Source organism: Pseudidiomarina marina (genome assembly GCF_044807045.1).
Classification (GTDB): Bacteria; Pseudomonadota; Gammaproteobacteria; order Enterobacterales; family Alteromonadaceae; genus Pseudidiomarina; species Pseudidiomarina marina.
In genome coordinates this window covers 1,791,033-1,809,244 of record NZ_CP085233.1, presented here as the reverse complement: position 1 = coordinate 1,809,244, position 18,212 = coordinate 1,791,033, and the positions used below count along the sequence as shown (strand labels likewise).

Here is an 18,212-nt window from a genome sequence, read left to right as displayed (position 1 = left end):
GGTGGTTTGGGTGCGTAGTACGCATGTTGATAAGCCGCATCAGCATGGCGATTGGCTAGCAGAATTAGATTCGGACGAACGCTGTGCACAGCTACGTGAACATGCTGAGCGCCTAAAACACATTTGTGAAAGCTCGAAGCAGCCACAGCTTCTGGTGAAAGGCGAAGAGATGGTTGAGATTTTAATTGGTCTCAACCTTGATCAAGAATCACTCATTGCAGCGCTTTATAGCCCAGCCTTTGAAGCCCAACTCATTGATTTAGAACAAGCTTTAGCGTGGGGTGGCAAAAGCCTTCCAGTATTACTTGAAGCAGTGCAACAAATGCAGACCATCAGTGCGCTGCAACACTTTCAACACGGTAAACCCAGTCTCGTACAAATAGACAATGTGCGGCGCATGCTACTGGCGATGGTTACCGACGTTCGGGCGGTATTAATCAAGCTAGCTGAACGTATCTGTTTTTTACGTGAAGTTAAAACGCTCGACGAAGAAACGCGTGTCCTTGCCGCCAAGGAGTGCAACGAAATTTATGCGCCGTTAGCCAATCGTCTTGGTATTGGTCAACTCAAATGGGAACTTGAAGATCTCGCATTTCGCTATTTACATCCATCCACCTATAAAGCCATTGCAGCTCAACTACATGAACGGCGTATTGACCGTGAGATTTATATCAATGACTTTCTGCAAACATTACAACAAGCGCTAGATGACGAAGGGGTGCAGGCAACGGTTTATGGCCGGCCAAAACACATCTACTCAATTTGGCGCAAGATGCAGAAAAAGCATCTTAACTTTGACCAGTTATACGATATTCGCGCGGTACGTATTATCACCGACTCGCTGAAAGACTGTTATGCAGCGCTTGGCGTTGTGCACAGTTTATGGCGTCATATTGCTTCGGAGTTTGATGATTACATCGCTACCCCCAAAGCCAATGGTTATCAGTCGATTCATACGGTGGTATTGGGTCCTCAAGATAAACATGTTGAAATTCAGATACGCACGCAGGCGATGCACGACGACGCCGAACTTGGTGTTGCCGCACATTGGATGTACAAAGAGGGCGGTGCTGCGGGTAAAGGTTCAGGCTTCGAAGAAAAGATAGCCTGGTTACGTAAATTGCTTGCCTGGCATGATGATATGGCGGGTCATGAAGGCCTTGTCGATGAAATACGTTCGCAAGTATTTGAAGACCGCGTCTATGTTTTTACGCCAAAAGGCGAAGTCATTGACTTACCTGCCGGTGCGACGCCGTTAGATTTTGCTTATTACATTCATTCACAGGTGGGGCACCGTTGTGTTGGTGCCAAAGTGGATGGTCATATTGTGCCGTTTACTTACCACTTGAAGAATGGCGAGCGAGTCGAAATTCTTACACAGAAAAATGCTCAACCACGCCGTGATTGGTTAAACCCTGCGAATGGTTATTTACAAACCTCGAGAGCACGCGGCAAAGTTGTTACCTATTTTAAAAAGCTTGATCGTGATAAAAACCTCAAAGTAGGCAAAGAGTTACTTGAAGCTGAGTTAGCGAAACATAATGTGCCATTGGCGCAAGCGGAAAGCATATTAGAACGCTTTAATATGGTGCATTTAGATGATTTACTCGCGGCAATTGGCGCTGGTGATGTACGGCTGCAACAAGTGGTCAACCAATTGCGCCCCGAAACCGACAGTGCAGCTGAACGCATCGAACGCTTAACCGCGCGTAAGGGAAAAGCAACTCGCAGTGGTAAACAAAGTGATGTAACGGTTGAAGGAATAGGTAACCTGTTGGTGCAGTTTGCGAAGTGCTGCCAACCGGTTCCCGGCGATTCGATTTTAGGATTTGTTACGCAAGGGCGCGGTGTTTCCGTGCATCGCACGGATTGTGAACAACTCAAACATTTATTGGAACAACATCCAGAGCGTGCATTAGAAGTTAGTTGGAGCCAAGCGAAACGCGGCAACTATCGGGTGAACATCCGCATTGACGCGGACGATCGTCAAGGCTTGTTGCATGATATTACGAGCGTCCTTGCGAACGAAAAAGTCAATGTCGCGCAACTTGATTCACGCTTGGATACAGCGACACGCCAAGCGCTGGTAACCGTTGGTATTATTGTAGCTGGTGCGGAAGATGTACAACGTCTACTCAATAGAATTGGACAGTTGAAAGGGATACACAACGTGGAAAGGGTCACACAATGAGTCAGTCAGAAAACTTTCAGGGGGTTGCGGCCCTACTGGAGGTCATGCGTCGATTACGGGATCCTAATGGCGGCTGTCCATGGGATTTAAAGCAATCTATGACGACGCTAATCCCATACACGATCGAAGAAGCATACGAAGTTGCTGCGGCTATTACCGAGGGCAATTTAGCGGAAATTAAAGATGAGTTAGGCGATTTATTGTTTCAGGTTGTTTTTTATACCCAACTGACTGCCGAGCAACAGCAATTTACCTTTGATGAGGTGGCACAACAGACGGCGGAGAAGCTTATTCGCCGCCACCCTCATGTATTTGGCGACAGTAACAGCCAAACTGATGAAGAGATTAAAGCTCAGTGGGAGCAGATAAAAACCGAGGAACGCGCTAAGAAAGGGCAGCATGACAGTGTTTTTAACGGTATTCCAGATAATCTGCCGAGTATTTTACTAGCGCTTAAATTGCAGAAGCGAGCCGCCAATGTCGGTTTTGACTGGCCGAACATACAACCTGTTCTCGCCAAAATTCGCGAAGAGATAGCCGAAGTTGAAGAGGAACTCGCCCGCGAAGAACGCGATCAACAGGCGCTTGAAGCGGAAATTGGTGATGTTTTGTTTGCCGTAGTGAACTTAGCACGGCATGCTCAAGTTAACCCGGAGCATGCGCTACGACGCACGAATTTGAAATTTAAACGTCGTTTTCAAGCCATCGAGCAACGTTTACGCGAATTAGATAAGAATCCCGAGGAACTTAGCTTGGATGAACTTGAGAGCCATTGGCAAGCAGTGAAGACCGATGGGTGATTTGCTAAGTGAGTTTATAGACAGGGGAACAGCTAAGCAAAAGTTACCGATGATGCGATTTTAAATTGTCGGCAAGCGATGCTTCAGGTATACTGTTTTCCCGTCTTGAAGCAAATCCCTTTTTAACCTGACGACTTAGGTTTCGCATGACAACTAATTATATTTTCGTCACCGGCGGTGTTGTATCTTCGCTGGGCAAAGGCATTGCTGCAGCTTCACTGGCGGCAATTCTTGAAGCTCGTGGCCTAAAGGTCACGATTCTAAAACTCGATCCTTATATTAACGTCGATCCGGGCACCATGAGCCCAATTCAGCACGGTGAAGTATTTGTCACCGAAGATGGTGCTGAAACCGATCTTGATCTTGGTCACTATGAGCGCTTCATTCGCACGCGCATGACTAAGAAAAACAACTTCACTGCTGGCCGTGTCTACGAAGATATTATTCGTCGCGAACGTCGCGGTGAATTCCTTGGCGCAACCATTCAGGTTATCCCACACATCACCAACGAAATTAAGCGTCGTATTATTGATGGTGGTGCTGGATACGATATCGCTATTATCGAAATTGGCGGCACGGTTGGTGACATTGAGTCACAACCGTTCCTTGAAGCTATTCGTCAGTTAGCCACTGAAGTAGGGCGTGACCGTACCTTGTTTATGCATCTAACCTTGGTGCCATTCTTGGGTGCGGCTGGTGAAGTGAAAACCAAGCCAACACAACACTCAGTGAAAGAATTACGTTCAATTGGTATTCAACCTGACATTTTGGTGTGTCGTTCAGACCGTGCGTTGCCGGCAAACGAGCGCGCGAAAATTGCATTGTTTACCAATGTGGAAGAAAAAGCTGTTATCGGCTTAAAAGATGTCGACAGTATTTATAAAATTCCAGCGATTTTGAAATCGCAAGGGTTGGACGAAATTGTCGTGCACCGCTTCCGCATGGATTGTCCAGAAGCTGATTTATCGGAGTGGGAACAAGTTCTTTACCAAGAATCTAATCCGAGTGGTGAAGTGACTATTGGGTTTGTGGGTAAATACATTGAATTACCAGACGCCTATAAGTCAGTAAACGAAGCCCTAGCACATGCAGGTTTAAAGAATCGATTAACCGTCAATATTCGATATATTGATGCGCAAGACGTCGAAACCAAAGGGGTGGCAAAACTTGCTGATGTAGACGCGATTATCGTACCTGGTGGTTTTGGTGAGCGCGGCATTCTCGGTAAAATTATGGCGGCTCAGTACGCTCGTGAAAACGGCATTCCGTATTTAGGTATCTGTTTGGGTATGCAAATTGCGTTGATTGAATATGCGCGTAATGTTGCGGGCCTTAAAACTGCTAATAGCACCGAATTTGATGCGAAAGCTGAGCATCCAGTGGTTGGCCTAATTACCGAATGGATGGACGCGAAAGGTCAAAAAGAATTACGCGATTCCAGTTCAGATTTGGGTGGCACGATGCGGTTAGGTGCCCAGCCATGTAACCTCGTGAAGGGTACCAAGGCGCGCGATCTTTATGGTAAAGATGTGATCAAAGAACGTCACCGTCACCGCTATGAAGTAAATGGTCATTACATTGAACAATTGGAACAAGCCGGCTTGAAAATTTCTGGCTGGTCGCATGATAATCGATTGGTTGAGATTATTGAGATTCCTGAGCATCCATGGTTTGTTGCAGCGCAGTTCCACCCGGAATTCACCTCAACACCGCGTGATGGGCACCCATTGTTCCGTGGCTTTATTGAAGCCGCAGGTATTTATCAGAAAAAGCGTCGCGCCTAGGCGTCGCGTGTATTAACAGGAGTAGGTTACTGTCATGGCAGCAATCAGCAAAATTGTAGCTCGTGAAATTATGGACTCACGCGGAAATCCAACCGTTGAAGCCGATGTGTTTTTAGATAACGGCCATTGGGGTCGCGCGGCAGCGCCGAGCGGTGCATCAACCGGTTCACGTGAAGCGTTAGAATTGCGCGATGGTGATCCGGCGCGCTATTTAGGTAAGGGCGTTGAAAAGGCTGTAGCCAATATTCATGACGCCATTGCGCCAGCATTAGCGGGCGTTGATGCCACTGACCAACAGCGTGTTGATCAGATTATGTTGGATCTTGATGGCACTGAAAATAAAGAAAAGCTGGGTGCCAACGCTATTTTGGCGGTGTCTTTAGCTGCAGCGAAAGCAGCGGCAAGTAGCAAAGGCATGCCATTGTATGCGCACATTGCTGAAATCAACGGTACAGCTGGTAAATTTAGCATGCCATTGCCAATGATGAATATTCTCAACGGCGGTGAACACGCTGACAACAATGTTGATATTCAAGAATTTATGATTCAACCAGTTGGCGCACGAAGCTTCAAAGAAGGTTTGCGAATGGGTGCGGAAATATTCCACGCCTTGAAAAAAGTGTTGCAAGCGCGCGGGTTAAGCACTGCCGTTGGTGACGAAGGAGGCTTTGCACCGAACCTCGCGAGCAACGAAGAAGCGCTTACCGTGATAGTTGAAGCGGTTGAAAAAGCGGGTTATCGCATGGGTGACGACGTTACGTTGGCTCTCGACTGTGCCGCATCTGAGTTCTATCGCGATGGCAAATATAACCTTGCGGGTGAAGGAAAATCGTTTGATGCCGCTGGTTTCGCAGAGTACCTTGACGGTCTGTGTCAGAGATACCCAATCATCTCAATTGAAGATGGTCTTGACGAAAGCGACTGGGATGGCTGGAAAGTTTTAACCGATCGTCTTGGTGACCGTGTGCAATTAGTCGGTGATGACCTATTTGTCACCAACACAAAAATTTTGCAACGCGGCATTGAGCAAGGTATTGGTAACTCCATTTTGATCAAATTTAACCAAATTGGTAGCTTGTCGGAAACTTTAGCGGCAATTCGTATGGCGCGTGAAGCTGGCTTTACCGCAGTTATTTCACATCGTTCAGGCGAAACTGAAGATGCGACCATCGCTGATTTGGCGGTCGGTACCGCGGCGGGACAAATTAAGACGGGCTCGTTGTGCCGTTCTGACCGCGTTGCTAAGTATAACCAGTTGCTGCGCATTGAAGCCGAACTGAATGGCGAAGCGCCATATCGTGGTCGTGCTGAAGTGAACGCGAAGCAAAGCTAAGCTGAACGGGTCACTACCGTGACACATCAAAGCGATATCTTTCAGCAGCTCACATCTACCTCGACGGTGGGTGTGAGCTCTGCTGTTTTTGCAGAGCTCTGTATGGCGTTATATGAGCGCGAACTAAAACAGCTCTCTCAGCAACCGCAGGTATCGATTTCTTTACTTCAACGGCGCTTACAAAGTCTGCCTTATCACGTTAAAAATGCCGCCCAAGGGATGTTAGAAAGTGACGCACCTTATACGCTCGATATTCAAAATGCGAGCTGGCAGACACCACAAAAACGGCAACTAAGCGTTAGCGCTACGCAACCGAGTAAATTACAGCGTTGGCTGACACACTCTGCACGCTTAGGTGATACTGTGCCTATTTTTGATTTTCGCCTGCCGATTCAGCAAGCTCGTTTAGATTCCATTGATCGAATCGATAAAGCGCAACAGCGTGTCCATTGCAACATGCATGGTTGGTTTTCATTTCAAGGTGAATGCCTCGAAGTAGAAGGGGATAAACTACGACTGTTGCGTCCTGATCATGCCAATTTAGCGCCCGCATTTTGCGGCCATCAATGGAATCACAAAGGCCGAATTGACCCACGAACGTTGGCTTTGCGCGAAGTCTTGTTGGCGACCACTGTTACTTTTTAAGCATTCCAAGCACCCGCAAAAGCGATTGCTCCGGCAATAATCACTAACAGAAGACTGAGCTTGCGAAATAGTCTTTCAGAAAGCTTATCGCTGATTTTGTGACCCAACCAAGCACCACTAATGGCACCAATGAGAAGACATATAACAATGGGAACATGCGCTGCTTCGTAGCGTTGCTGAACGCCAAACGACACAATATTGGTTAACGCTAACACCCAGAAGAAAATGGTTAGCGTTGCGCGAAAAGCAAGGCGATCGAGACCATTACCGGTTAAGAACAACACCACTGGTGGGCCACCAAGCGTCAAAGCACCGTTACTAAAACCAGCCAATAATCCCGTCACTGACTGCAATCCTGGTGTACTGCGATGCTTTAATTGCACCCCAAACCAAAATAGCAGCGCGACTGTTATCACCATAATAGCCATACCCATTTGTAGCCAATCTAAGCGAATATGATTGAGTAACCAGTTGCCAGCGAGTGTGCCAATAACCCCAGTTAATAATAGCCATCGCCACTGCCGAATTTGTACTGAATGTCGAAGCATCCAGGCGAGGTAAGTTGCCATGGCAAAATTTATAATCGACAAGGTAGGGGTAATGACACTCAAGGGCAGCAGCAAGGTGAGTAAAGGCACCGCAATCAGACCAGAACCGAATCCAGTAATACCTTGAAGGCATGCACCAATGAAAATAATCAAGGTGATCAACAGGTAATCCATAATAAAGACGCTCTCGATTAATCGTTGGGCTTTACGACAAAGGTCGATATACTAGCAGTACTGCTGCATTTATTTATAATAACGAACAACAGCAAGTGGGGACAGCTATGCGATTATTGAAACTCATCTTTATTGTCGCTCTCATTGCGCTTCAATATCGGCTGTGGTTCGGTAAAAACAGCTTACCAGATTATTGGCACTTACAGTCAGATGTGGTGCGACAAGCGGAAACCAATACACGATTAACGCAGCGCAACCAAGTGTTAGCGGCTGATATCGCGGATTTGCGCGAAGGTCAGGTTGCACTTGAAGAGCGCGCGCGTAACGAACTTGGGTTGATTAAGCGGCACGAAACCTTTTTCCGCATTGTGCCAGTGAAACAAACAACGAATTAATAGAGATGATGCATAACCAGCTTAAGGTTGCCGCAGTAATTCCTGCTGCCGGTATCGGCAGTCGTATGGGTCTGGCCGAGCCAAAACAGTATCTTCGCATTGCCGACAAAACAGTTCTTGAACACAGTGTCGCTGCTGTCGCTGCAGATAACCGTGTAGCTGCTATCTACATTGCTGTCGCCGCGGACGATATACGAGTGCAGTCAATCCATTTTAAAACGAACTGCCCAGTACATTTGGTTGTTGGCGGCGCCACTCGTGCCGCATCGGTATTTGCCGGCGTTGCAGCGGCACAAGCGGATGGCTTCCATTGGGTTGTGGTGCATGATGCTGCGCGACCGTGTTTACAATTGTCTGAATTGAAAGCTGTGATTGATGCAGGAATTGAACATGGCGATGGCGCCATTCTTGCTCTTCCTGTTGCCGATACCATCAAACAAACGCAAGTCGCTAAAGCCGATATTATTGCCAACAGTGTACCGCGCGAAGGTTTATGGCGAGCGCTAACACCTCAAGTTTTCCGCGCCGAACAGCTTATTGAGGCACTGCGTCAGCTTGGGGTTGAGCATGCGGCAATTACCGATGAAGCCTCTGCCATTGAACTCACCGGTGGACATCCGAAGTTAGTGGTGGGGCAGCAAACCAATATTAAAATTACGCAGCCTGGTGACGAGCGCTTGGCGGCAATGTTTATCGCTTTAATGGCAAAGGAGCAAGCATGCGAATAGGGCACGGTTATGATGTGCATAAATTCGGTGGTGACGGGCCACTAACACTTGGTGGTATTCAAGTACCACATGAGCAAGGCTTGATTGCGCATTCTGACGGTGACGTCATATTACATGCAGTTGCTGATGCATTGCTTGGCGCAGTTGCCCTAGGCGATATTGGGCAACATTTTCCTGATACGGATGCACAATATGCCGGTGCTGATAGCGGAAAACTGTTACAGCATGTCTATCGGTTGGTTAAGCACCAAGGGTTCGAGCTGGGTAATCTCGATGTTACCGTCGTTGCCCAAGCCCCAAAACTGGCGGGCCACATTCCAGCCATGCGGGAGCGTATTGCTGCACTTTTAGCCGCCGATGTAAGCCAAATAAATGTGAAAGCGACGACGACCGAGAAGCTTGGTTTCGTCGGTCGAAAAGAGGGTATCGCTTGTCATGCCGTTGTTCTGTTGATGCCGAGTATTGCCCGTGACTGACGCCTATTTACATGGAATTCCGACCTGCCGTGGCACGTTTAAAGCTTCACCTGAAGATTTTCAGGTAACCGAAGTGTTGGCATTACCGGTTACTGAACCAAGCGAACAAGTCGGCGAGCATCAATGGCTATGGGTTAAGAAAAAAGGAGCGAACACTGCTTTTGTAGCCGGTCAATTAGCCAAGTTTGCGGGGGTAAAAGAACGAGATGTCAGCTTTTCCGGTTTAAAAGATCGCCATGCTGTTACGTACCAATGGTTTTCAGTGCAGCTACCAGGCCAAGCGCTGCTACCGTGGGAAACCCTAGAGCATCCTGAATTTTCGGTAGAAAAAGCCGCTCTGCAGCCCAAAAAACTTAAAACCGGAACGCACCGCGCTAATCATTTTGTATTGAAAATCCGAGATATTGATCAAACTGAACAATTTAGGCAACGCTGGCAGCAAATTGTTGAGCAAGGTGTGCCAAACTATTTTGGTGAACAGCGCTTTGGTCACAATGGTCAGAATATTGAGCAAGCCAAACGCTGGTTTTCGGGACAATTGAAACGCCGGTTAACCCGCAACCAAATCGGTTTATATTTATCAGCGGCGCGTTCATTTTTATTTAACCAAGTAGTAAGCGAACGCATTTCTACGCAACGTTTGATGCCGGAAATTGGCGATGCTGTCATGTTACAGGGTAGTCAGTCGTTTTTCGTTGTTGATACGTTAGACGCAAGTTTGTTTGAGCGCTATTCGCAGGGTGATATCATGTTGACAGCGCCGTTGCCAGGCAGCGACAAATGGGCAAGCTCCGCGTCGATAGCAGAGTTTGAACAGTCGATTTGCCGGCGGTATCCAGAGTTAATGGACGGGTTAGCTAAACAGCGGGTTGACCATGCCCGTCGCCCATTACTGATGACGTTACAGAACCCGCAACTACGCTGGTTAGCAGATGATTGCGCTGAACTTGAGTTCTCATTGCCGCGTGGTAGTTTTGCCACGAGTGTATTACGTGAATTGATTTGTGATTCCATGAGTACTCCCAATAGCGCCCTAATTAGTGAACCAACACAAGGTAATTAAACTCATGATGAAGTTGTTAGTCAGCAACGACGATGGTGTACATGCACCCGGGATTGAAGCGCTCTACATGCGTTTAAAAGATATTGCTCAAGTTCGTGTTATTGCACCAGATCGCAACTGCAGCGGCGCCAGTAATTCGTTAACACTCCATAATCCGCTTCGGATGCAGCGTTTACCTAACGGCTTTTATTCACTGAACGGGACACCGACTGATTGTGTCCACCTCGGTACCAATTCGCCACTCGCTGATGATGTTGATTTGGTTGTTTCCGGCATTAATGATGGCCCAAACATGGGTGACGACGTGCTGTATTCAGGTACCGTTGCCGCGGCAATGGAAGGGCGCTTCATGGGCTTGCCTGCCATTGCGGTTTCGATGGGTTCACGTAGTGATGAGTACTACGATACGGCAGCTCAGGTTGTTGCGGATATTGTCAGCCGTATGGCAGAACAACCCCTGCGCTTGGACACCATTTTGAACATTAATGTACCAGCGGTACGGTATGACGATCTCAAAGGTTATAAAGTGACCCGTCTGGGGCGTCGTCACCGAGCCGAAACAATGGTGCAAAGCAAAGACCCTTTTGGTCGCGACATCTTTTGGTACGGTCCGATTGGTGGTCATCAAGACGATGCCGAGGGAACCGATTTTCACGCCGTGCGTGAAGGTTATGTCTCGATAACGCCGTTAAGTTTGGATATGACGGCGCGGAGTCATCAAGACACTTTGTCTAACTGGTTAACGAACACGACAACATGATTCAGAATTTTCAAGGTATGGCGCGTAAATTAGCGGATAAATTACGCGCTGAAGGCATTACTAATACGGCCGTGTTAAATGTCATTCGAACCACGCCCCGGCATTTGTTTATGCCCGAATCGCTCGCTCACAAAGCCTATGAAAATACAGCGCTGCCAATTGGCCAGGGACAAACTATTTCGCAGCCACTGATGGTTGCGTCAATGACGCAATTATTAATGCAACATGATTGTCAAAAAGTGTTAGAAATTGGTACAGGTAGTGGCTATCAAACAGCAATTTTGGCACAGTTAGTGAATCATGTTTATTCCGTGGAACGAATTGCTGAATTGCAGTATCAAGCCAAGCGAAGATTAAAGAAACTCGATTTACACAACGTATCAATGCGCCATGGCGATGGTTGGCAGGGGTGGGCAAGCAAAGCTCCATTCGATGGCATTATCGTCACTGCAGCTGCGAGTTCCATGCCGATGGCGTTACTACAACAGCTAACCGATGGCGGCGTGATGGTCATTCCAGTTGGCACCACCACACAACGACTCATTGTCGTGCGTCGTTTTGGCGACGAATTTGAACAAAAGGAATTGGGTGAAGTGAAATTTGTACCGTTAGTACCAGGGGCAACTACATGAAGCTATTTGGTTGGCTCTATGACAAAGTTTTAAGTTGGTCACAACATCGCCGCGCGCCGGCAATTCTTGCTGGGTTGAGTTTTTCTGAGTCGGTTATTTTTCCAATTCCACCGGATGTTATGCTAGCACCAATGGCGATGACACAGCCGCAGCGTGCTTGGCAGTTTGCTTGGATAACCACAATCGCATCAGTGCTTGGTGGTATTGCCGGCTATTGGCTAGGGTACTTCTTGTTTGATCCTGTCGTACTGCCGTTGGTTGAATGGGCAGGGTACGAAGAAAAATTGGCACGGGTTACCAGTTGGTTCCATGAATACGGTTTTTGGATAATTTTCATTGCCGGATTTTCGCCACTGCCGTATAAGCTATTTACTGTAACTGGCGGCATGCTGAGTGTGGCGTTTCTGCCATTTGTGTTAGGTTCTGTGATTAGCCGTGGCTTACGATTTTTTTTAGTGGCGTGGTTACTGAAAACAGGTGGACCGAAAATGGCGGTACAATTACGAACCTATGTTGACCGTATCGGTTGGGGGATGGTTATACTCGCCATCATCGCTTATGTGTGGACGCGTTAAACAGCTGATTGGGTTATCAATAGCGCTGATTCTAGTGCTTTCTGGGTGTGCGCAGCGGACTGAGCCAGCACCGGTTACCCGATTATATAAAGGCAAAACCATTCACGATTTTGAGCCGGCTAGTTTGACATCTCCCTCCTATACCGTCGAACAGGGCGATACACTTTATTCCATTGCGTTTCGTGCCAACGAAGATGTGCGAACATTGGCACAATGGAATAACATCCCAGCACCATATACGATAGTGCCGGGACAGAAATTGCGGTTAACGGCAACGGCTTCCACAACGACGCCGACGAGACCAGCGACCACGTCACAAACCATTGCGTCGACGCCAAAGAAAGAGTATCGTGAACAGCAGAGTAAACAAAATAAAAGCAAGCCGTTAACAACAAAGCAACAGTCTGTAGCGAGTCGGCCATTGCCGCCGCAAAAAACAGAACCGCCACTCCCAGCAAGCAAAGATATTGTTTGGCAGTGGCCTAACAGCGGGCGTGTGTTGAAAGAGTTTTCAACAGCTGAAACGGGTAGCAAAGGCTTAGATATTGCCGGTAATCGCAACGATCCGGTTTATGCCGCAGCCGCGGGGAAAGTGGTTTATGCAGGCAATGCATTAAAAGGGTATGGTCAGTTAATTATTTTGAAACATAACGATGACTATATTACGGCCTATGCCCATAACCAGAAGCTGTTAGTGAAAGAGCAACAATGGGTCAACAAAGGCGATGAAATCGCCGCCATGGGCGATACCGATGCGGAACGTGTGAAACTGCACTTTCAAGTGCGGTTTCGCGGAAAGTCGGTAAATCCACGGCACTATTTGCCTCGGGGGACACAATGAGTCGAGATCAGGAAGACATAGACGAAATTGATGAGCAAGAATTGCTGTCAATGGAGCAATCTGCGCCCGATGACAGTGATGAGGCATTCGAAGAAATTCTTGCCAATCGTGTCAATTACCAAAAGAAAATGGACGCGACGCAGTTATATTTGAGTGAAATAGGTTACTCACCGCTGTTAAGTGCCGAAGAAGAAGTTCATTTTTCTCGTTTAGCCCGTAAAGGGGATGCTAAAGCACGAGCGCGCATGATTGAAAGTAACTTGCGCTTGGTTGTGAAGATTGCCCGTCGATATACCAACCGTGGATTGGCTCTACTTGATTTGGTTGAAGAGGGTAACCTCGGCCTCATTCGTGCGGTTGAAAAGTTTGATCCTGAACGTGGTTTTCGTTTTTCTACTTATGCGACTTGGTGGATTCGTCAGACCATTGAGCGCGCAATTATGAATCAAACGCGCACTATTCGCTTGCCTATTCATGTCGTCAAAGAGCTAAATAGTTACTTAAGAGCGGCTCGGGAATTAGCGCATACACTTGATCATGAGCCAACCGCGGAAGATATTGCTGAAAAACTCGATGTTTCGGTAGCCGATGTGAGCCGGATGTTGCGTCTCAACGAACGAGTTACCTCTGTCGATACGCCTATGGGCGGTAGCGACAACGATAAAGCACTTGTCGATATGCTTACGGACGATAACGATTACGGTCCGGAAGGCGATATGCAAGAAGAAGACGTGCGCGATCACATCATGACTTGGTTGGAAAATTTAAATGAAAAGCAGCGTGAAGTATTGGCACGCCGTTTTGGTTTGTTAGGTTATGAGCCGGCCACATTAGAAGATGTTGGACGTGAAATTGGTCTGACGCGTGAACGGGTGCGGCAAATACAAGTTGAAGCGTTACGACGTTTACGCGATATGCTTAGGCAACAAGGCTTGAGCTTAGATTCGTTGTTTCATCGCGATTAAATTGCAATTCGATTGTTATCGACGAACTCAATGCGCACAAGCTTAATCGCTAGTGCGCATTTTTTGTTGCCACTGCGCTAACCACGTTAGCGCCTCAATCGGCGTTAATTGATTTACATCTAAGTCAGCAAGCGCTTGTTCAAGCGCGCTCGGTTGAACTTCAAATAACGGAGCCTGTGCCGGCGCAGCAGATGCCTGAGCTGGCAGCGCTTCGACAACACCGTGATGATCACTTTCAAGTTGTTGTAGATACTGTTTTGCTTGCTGTAGCACGGAGGTTGGTAAGCCAGCAAGTTGTGCTACTTGCACGCCAAAACTACGACTCGCGGCACCGGTTTTAACCTTATGTTGGAAAGCAATGGTGTCGCCATGTTCTGTCGCTTCAACATGAACATTGAGCGCCCCCGCATGCTGACCGATGGTTTGTGTTAATTCAAAATAGTGTGTCGCAAATAACGTTAAGGCACGGTTTTTATCTAACAATGCTTCGGCACAGGCCCACGCTAAAGCAAGTCCGTCATAGGTTGATGTACCACGACCTATTTCATCCATAAGTACTAAGCTTTTGTCAGAAGCATTGTGCAAAATATTTGCTGCTTCAGTCATTTCGACCATAAACGTTGAACGCCCCGAAGCGAGATCATCGGAAGCGCCTATACGCGTAAAAATTCGATCGATAGGGCCAAATACCGCTTTTCTTGCAGGGACATAACTACCGCAATGCGCCATAATCGCAAGTAACGCAGTTTGCCGCATATACGTTGATTTACCACCCATATTCGGGCCGGTAATCAGAAGTAATCGTTGTTGCGGTGTTAGACTAACATCATTCGCAATAAACGGTTCTTGCTGTAACCGTTCAATCACTGGATGCCGCGCATCGCTGAGCTCAATTTGAACTTGTTCAACCAGTTCCGGACGCTGATATTGATAGGTAATTGCCTGTTCAGCAAAACTGCGAAGCACGTCGATTTCAGCTAATGCCAAAGCGGTACGTTGCAATGGTTGTAGATGTTCGGCTAATTGTTCAATGAGACTGTCGTATAGCCATTTTTCACGAGTAAGCGCACGGCTTTGGCTTTGAAGTACCTTATCTTCGTAGGTTTTTAACTCGGGAATTATATAGCGTTCAGCATTTTTTAATGTTTGGCGACGTTGGTAGTCGGCCGGAATTTGTGCGCTCGCGGCACGACTCGCCTCTAAATAGTAACCGTGAACTTTGTTGTAGCCGATTTTTAACGTCATGATACCAGTGCGCTGTCGCTCTCGTGCCTCAATTTGCTGAAGAAAATCGGTTGCGCCCGCGGCTAACTGGCGCTGTTCATCAAGCTCTTCGTCAAAACCGTCACGAATAACGCCGCCATCACGAATGAGCATGGGCGGTTGCTCGACAATCGCTTGTTCAAGTAAATCAGCAAGTTCAGGAAACGTAGAGATAGCTTGCTGCCATGGAGCCAGATTAGGATGTTGAATTAAGTTTTGAATACTGGGCAAGGTCTGCAGTGCAACGCGTAATCGAGCGAGATCACGAGGGCGTGCACTGCGTAAGCCGATACGGGTCAAAATACGTTCAACATCGCCGACTTGGCGTAACTGTTGGTGAAGTTCATGAAAATCAATTTGTTGGAGAGCACCAACCGCATCGTAACGACTGTTGAGTTGCTGATGTTGGCGTAAAGGGCGTTGTAGCCAACGTTGTAGCAAGCGGCTTCCCATGGCGGTACTGGTGCTATCCAGTACATCAAACAAAGCGGTTTTCTGTCCGCTTAGCGAGCGCACCAGTTCTAAATTTCGACGTGTTGCGGCATCGAGCATGATGGCTTCGTCGTAGCGTTCCGCGATAATCGATGTAATATGAGGTAATGCCGCGCGCTGCGTCGCTTTGACATAGGTTAAGATAGCACCGGCTGCGCCAACGGCAGTGCGTAGGTGACTAATACCGAATCCATCAAGGTGCGCTACCTGAAATTGGCGCAAGAGTAGCTGCTCAGAACTGGCAAAATCGAATTCCCATTCGGGGCGACGGCGACAACAGCTGCAATTCAATTCTTTGTCGCTAAATTGCCAAGTTTCTGGGTATAACACTTCAGCTGGTTGTAAACGTTCGAGTTCGGCACGAAGTTGCTCACGACTATTGGCCTCAAGTACCGTAAAACGACCACTTGCCATATCAAGGCAAGCAATGCCGAAGTTATCGCCGGGATTCACGGCAACCAGTAAATTTTCTTGTGCGGCGGGAAGCAAAGCTTCATCAGTCAGTGTGCCGGGGGTAAGAATCCGAACGACTTGGCGTTCAACGGGACCTTTGCTGGTTGCGGGGTCGCCAATTTGCTCACAAATAGCGACCGATTCACCAAGTTCGAGTAAACGTGCTAAATAGTTTTCAGCTGCATGATAAGGCACGCCAGCCATTGGAATGGGGTTGCCGTTACTGCTTCCTCTAGCGGTTAGTGAAATATCAAGTAACTCAGCAGCGCGTTTTGCGTCATCATAGAAAAGTTCGTAAAAATCACCCATGCGATAGAATAATAGGGTATCAGCATGTTCTGCTTTAATCCGCAGATATTGCTGCATCATGGGCGTATGTGCTGAATTTTTTTGCGAGTTATTTTGTGCGTTCGACATGCCTGTTATTATCCGTATAGAGTCGATATACCGCGTATAAGGGAATAGTCAAATGGTATCACAAACACGTCACGATTTAGCAGTAGATTTAGGTAAGTGGTTACAACAACGTCAATGGCAAATTGTCACTGCGGAATCCTGCACTGGTGGTGGAATTGGTTATGCTATTAGTTCGATTCCTGGCAGCTCAGCGTGGTTTGCCGGTGGTTTTATCACATACACCAATACGCTCAAACATGAGTTATTGAATGTTCCTAATGTCACTTTGGCGCGCTATGGTGCTGTTTCGAGTGAGACGGCGGCAGCCATGGCCTCCGGTGCATTAGCGAATAGCGGCGGTGATGTGGCCATTGCGGTGACCGGAATCGCCGGTCCTGATGGAGGCACACCGGAAAAGCCAGTTGGTTTGGTATGGTTTGGATTAGCTTGGGAAAACCACTGTATAACTTGGCATAAAGTGTTTGCAGGGAGTCGAACGCAAGTTCGCAAGGCGACAATTGACGAGGCTTTGCGAAGTTTTGAAAAAATTACTTGATACTGTATAAATTTACAGTACACTTAGTTACAACATGACCAACAGAACGGACATTAACATGAGCAACGATAAACAAAAAGCACTCGACGCCGCGCTAGGGCAAATTGAACGTCAATTTGGTAAAGGTTCAATTATGCGCTTGGGTGATAACCAAGCAATGGACATCGAGTCAGTTTCAACTGGTTCATTAACACTGGATATCGCACTTGGTATTGGCGGGCTTCCATTTGGCCGTGTGGTTGAGATTTATGGACCTGAATCAAGTGGTAAAACAACGCTCACCTTACAAGTCATTGCAGAAGCGCAGAAGAAAGGAAAAACTTGTGCGTTTGTTGATGCGGAACATGCCCTTGATCCTATCTACGCCGAAAAGCTAGGTGTCAATGTTGATGAGTTACTTGTTTCACAGCCAGATACTGGTGAACAAGCACTAGAAATCTGTGACATGTTGGTGCGTTCAGGCGCCGTTGATGTCGTTGTGGTTGACTCGGTTGCGGCACTAACGCCAAGAGCTGAAATTGAAGGCGAAATGGGTGATAGCCATGTGGGGCTACAAGCACGCTTGATGTCGCAAGCTTTACGTAAATTGACTGCGAATATTAAGAAATCAAACAGCATGTGTATTTTTATCAACCAAATTCGAATGAAAATTGGTGTGATGTTTGGTAATCCAGAAACCACAACTGGCGGTAACGCGCTGAAATTCTACTCATCGGTACGTCTCGATATTCGTCGCACTGGTGCGGTAAAAGAAGGCGATGAAGTTGTTGGTAACGAAACCCGTGTGAAGGTGGTGAAAAACAAAGTTGCACCACCGTTCAAACAAGCTGAATTCCAAATCATGTATGGCGCCGGTATTTCGAAAGAAGGCGAGTTGATTGATCTTGGTGTGAAGCAAAAGATTATTGATAAAGCGGGTGCGTGGTATAGCTACAAAGGCGATAAGATTGGCCAAGGCAAAGCAAATGCGATGAAATTTATGCTCGATAACCCTGCGGTTGCTGCGGATATTGAGCAACAGATTCGCGAACAGCTATTAGCAAAACCTGTTAAAGGTAGTAAGTCTGCCGTAGCGGAAGTTGCTGAAGCAAAAGATGATGTTATGATGGATGACGATCTTATCTAACTCTCATTTTTTAGGA

Annotated in this window: 18 protein-coding genes; 16 read left to right on the top strand and 2 right to left on the bottom strand. The window is 47.3% G+C overall.

All coding sequences use genetic code 11. The features are described 5' to 3' along the window. Position 1 precedes the first annotated feature (1 nt). The 5 genes from relA to LG272_RS08510 all read left to right on the top strand — a co-directional run bounded on the left by relA (position 2) and on the right by LG272_RS08510 (position 6,753). Positions 2-2,191 carry a GTP diphosphokinase gene (relA, locus tag LG272_RS08530; protein WP_404407957.1) on the top strand — a complete coding sequence of 730 codons (2,190 nt, stop codon included), beginning with the start codon at positions 2-4 and terminating at the stop codon, positions 2,189-2,191. Beyond that, the gene (gene mazG / locus LG272_RS08525) at positions 2,188-2,991 is read left to right on the top strand and encodes a nucleoside triphosphate pyrophosphohydrolase (RefSeq protein ID WP_404407955.1); all 804 of its coding nucleotides are present in this window, start codon (positions 2,188-2,190) and stop codon (positions 2,989-2,991) included. Before relA ends, mazG begins: the two co-directional genes overlap by 4 nt. A 146-nt stretch (positions 2,992-3,137) precedes the next feature. Next, positions 3,138-4,775 carry a CTP synthase gene (locus LG272_RS08520; RefSeq protein WP_404407953.1) on the top strand — a complete coding sequence of 546 codons (1,638 nt, stop codon included), beginning with the start codon at positions 3,138-3,140 and terminating at the stop codon, positions 4,773-4,775. A 34-nt stretch (positions 4,776-4,809) separates the two neighbouring features. Then, positions 4,810-6,108, top strand: coding sequence for a phosphopyruvate hydratase (gene eno / locus LG272_RS08515; protein ID WP_126758917.1), 1,299 nt, complete (start codon positions 4,810-4,812; stop codon positions 6,106-6,108). Positions 6,109-6,126: 18 nt separating this feature from the next. Then, positions 6,127-6,753 carry a hypothetical protein gene (locus LG272_RS08510; protein ID WP_126758916.1) on the top strand — a complete coding sequence of 209 codons (627 nt, stop codon included), beginning with the start codon at positions 6,127-6,129 and terminating at the stop codon, positions 6,751-6,753. Here the strand turns inward: LG272_RS08510 and LG272_RS08505 are convergent. Next, positions 6,750-7,475: a sulfite exporter TauE/SafE family protein gene (locus LG272_RS08505; protein WP_404407951.1), complete on the bottom strand. Its 726-nt coding sequence runs from the start codon at positions 7,473-7,475 to the stop codon at positions 6,750-6,752. The genes LG272_RS08510 and LG272_RS08505 overlap by 4 nt on opposite strands. 107 nt (positions 7,476-7,582) lie before the next feature. Here LG272_RS08505 and ftsB point away from each other — a divergent pair, with 107 nt between their 5' ends. From ftsB to rpoS, 9 genes are read left to right on the top strand one after another with little or no spacing between them, the layout of a single operon-like run. Continuing rightward, the gene (gene ftsB / locus LG272_RS08500; protein WP_126758914.1) at positions 7,583-7,870 is read left to right on the top strand and encodes a cell division protein FtsB; all 288 of its coding nucleotides are present in this window, start codon (positions 7,583-7,585) and stop codon (positions 7,868-7,870) included. 5 nt (positions 7,871-7,875) lie between these two features. Continuing rightward, the gene (gene ispD / locus LG272_RS08495; protein WP_126758913.1) at positions 7,876-8,598 is read left to right on the top strand and encodes a 2-C-methyl-D-erythritol 4-phosphate cytidylyltransferase; all 723 of its coding nucleotides are present in this window, start codon (positions 7,876-7,878) and stop codon (positions 8,596-8,598) included. Beyond that, the gene (gene ispF / locus LG272_RS08490; RefSeq protein ID WP_126758912.1) at positions 8,589-9,074 is read left to right on the top strand and encodes a 2-C-methyl-D-erythritol 2,4-cyclodiphosphate synthase; all 486 of its coding nucleotides are present in this window, start codon (positions 8,589-8,591) and stop codon (positions 9,072-9,074) included. Before ispD ends, ispF begins: the two co-directional genes overlap by 10 nt. Continuing rightward, a complete protein-coding gene (gene truD / locus LG272_RS08485) occupies positions 9,067-10,137 on the top strand; it encodes a tRNA pseudouridine(13) synthase TruD (RefSeq protein WP_404407948.1) in 1,071 nt (356 codons plus the stop codon). Before ispF ends, truD begins: the two co-directional genes overlap by 8 nt. 4 nt (positions 10,138-10,141) lie before the next feature. Continuing rightward, positions 10,142-10,897 (top strand): 5'/3'-nucleotidase SurE, encoded by a 756-nt coding sequence (surE, locus tag LG272_RS08480; protein WP_404407946.1) that lies wholly within the window; start codon positions 10,142-10,144, stop codon positions 10,895-10,897. After that, complete coding sequence (locus tag LG272_RS08475; protein WP_126758909.1) at positions 10,894-11,529, top strand: protein-L-isoaspartate(D-aspartate) O-methyltransferase; 636 nt, start codon at positions 10,894-10,896, stop codon at positions 11,527-11,529. Before surE ends, LG272_RS08475 begins: the two co-directional genes overlap by 4 nt. Continuing rightward, positions 11,526-12,104: a YqaA family protein gene (locus tag LG272_RS08470; protein ID WP_126758908.1), complete on the top strand. Its 579-nt coding sequence runs from the start codon at positions 11,526-11,528 to the stop codon at positions 12,102-12,104. Before LG272_RS08475 ends, LG272_RS08470 begins: the two co-directional genes overlap by 4 nt. Next, positions 12,040-12,945 carry a peptidoglycan DD-metalloendopeptidase family protein gene (locus tag LG272_RS08465; protein ID WP_404407943.1) on the top strand — a complete coding sequence of 302 codons (906 nt, stop codon included), beginning with the start codon at positions 12,040-12,042 and terminating at the stop codon, positions 12,943-12,945. The genes LG272_RS08470 and LG272_RS08465 overlap by 65 nt, the downstream gene beginning before the upstream one ends. Next, entirely contained in the window at positions 12,942-13,910 is a 969-nt protein-coding gene (gene rpoS, locus LG272_RS08460) for an RNA polymerase sigma factor RpoS (protein WP_126758906.1), read from the top strand. Before LG272_RS08465 ends, rpoS begins: the two co-directional genes overlap by 4 nt. Before the next feature lie 42 nt (positions 13,911-13,952). Here the strand turns inward: rpoS and mutS are convergent, their stop codons facing one another. Next, positions 13,953-16,535 (bottom strand): DNA mismatch repair protein MutS, encoded by a 2,583-nt coding sequence (gene mutS, locus LG272_RS08455; RefSeq protein WP_404407941.1) that lies wholly within the window; start codon positions 16,533-16,535, stop codon positions 13,953-13,955. Positions 16,536-16,587: 52 nt separating this feature from the next. On the opposite strand from mutS, the gene LG272_RS08450 reads away from it, so the two are divergent. Beyond that, on the top strand, positions 16,588-17,070 hold the full coding sequence (locus LG272_RS08450) for a CinA family protein (protein ID WP_126758904.1): 483 nt from the start codon (positions 16,588-16,590) through the stop codon (positions 17,068-17,070). Positions 17,071-17,128: 58 nt separating this feature from the next. Continuing rightward, on the top strand, positions 17,129-18,196 hold the full coding sequence (gene recA / locus LG272_RS08445) for a recombinase RecA (protein WP_126758903.1): 1,068 nt from the start codon (positions 17,129-17,131) through the stop codon (positions 18,194-18,196). The last annotated feature ends 16 nt before the right edge of the window (positions 18,197-18,212 follow it).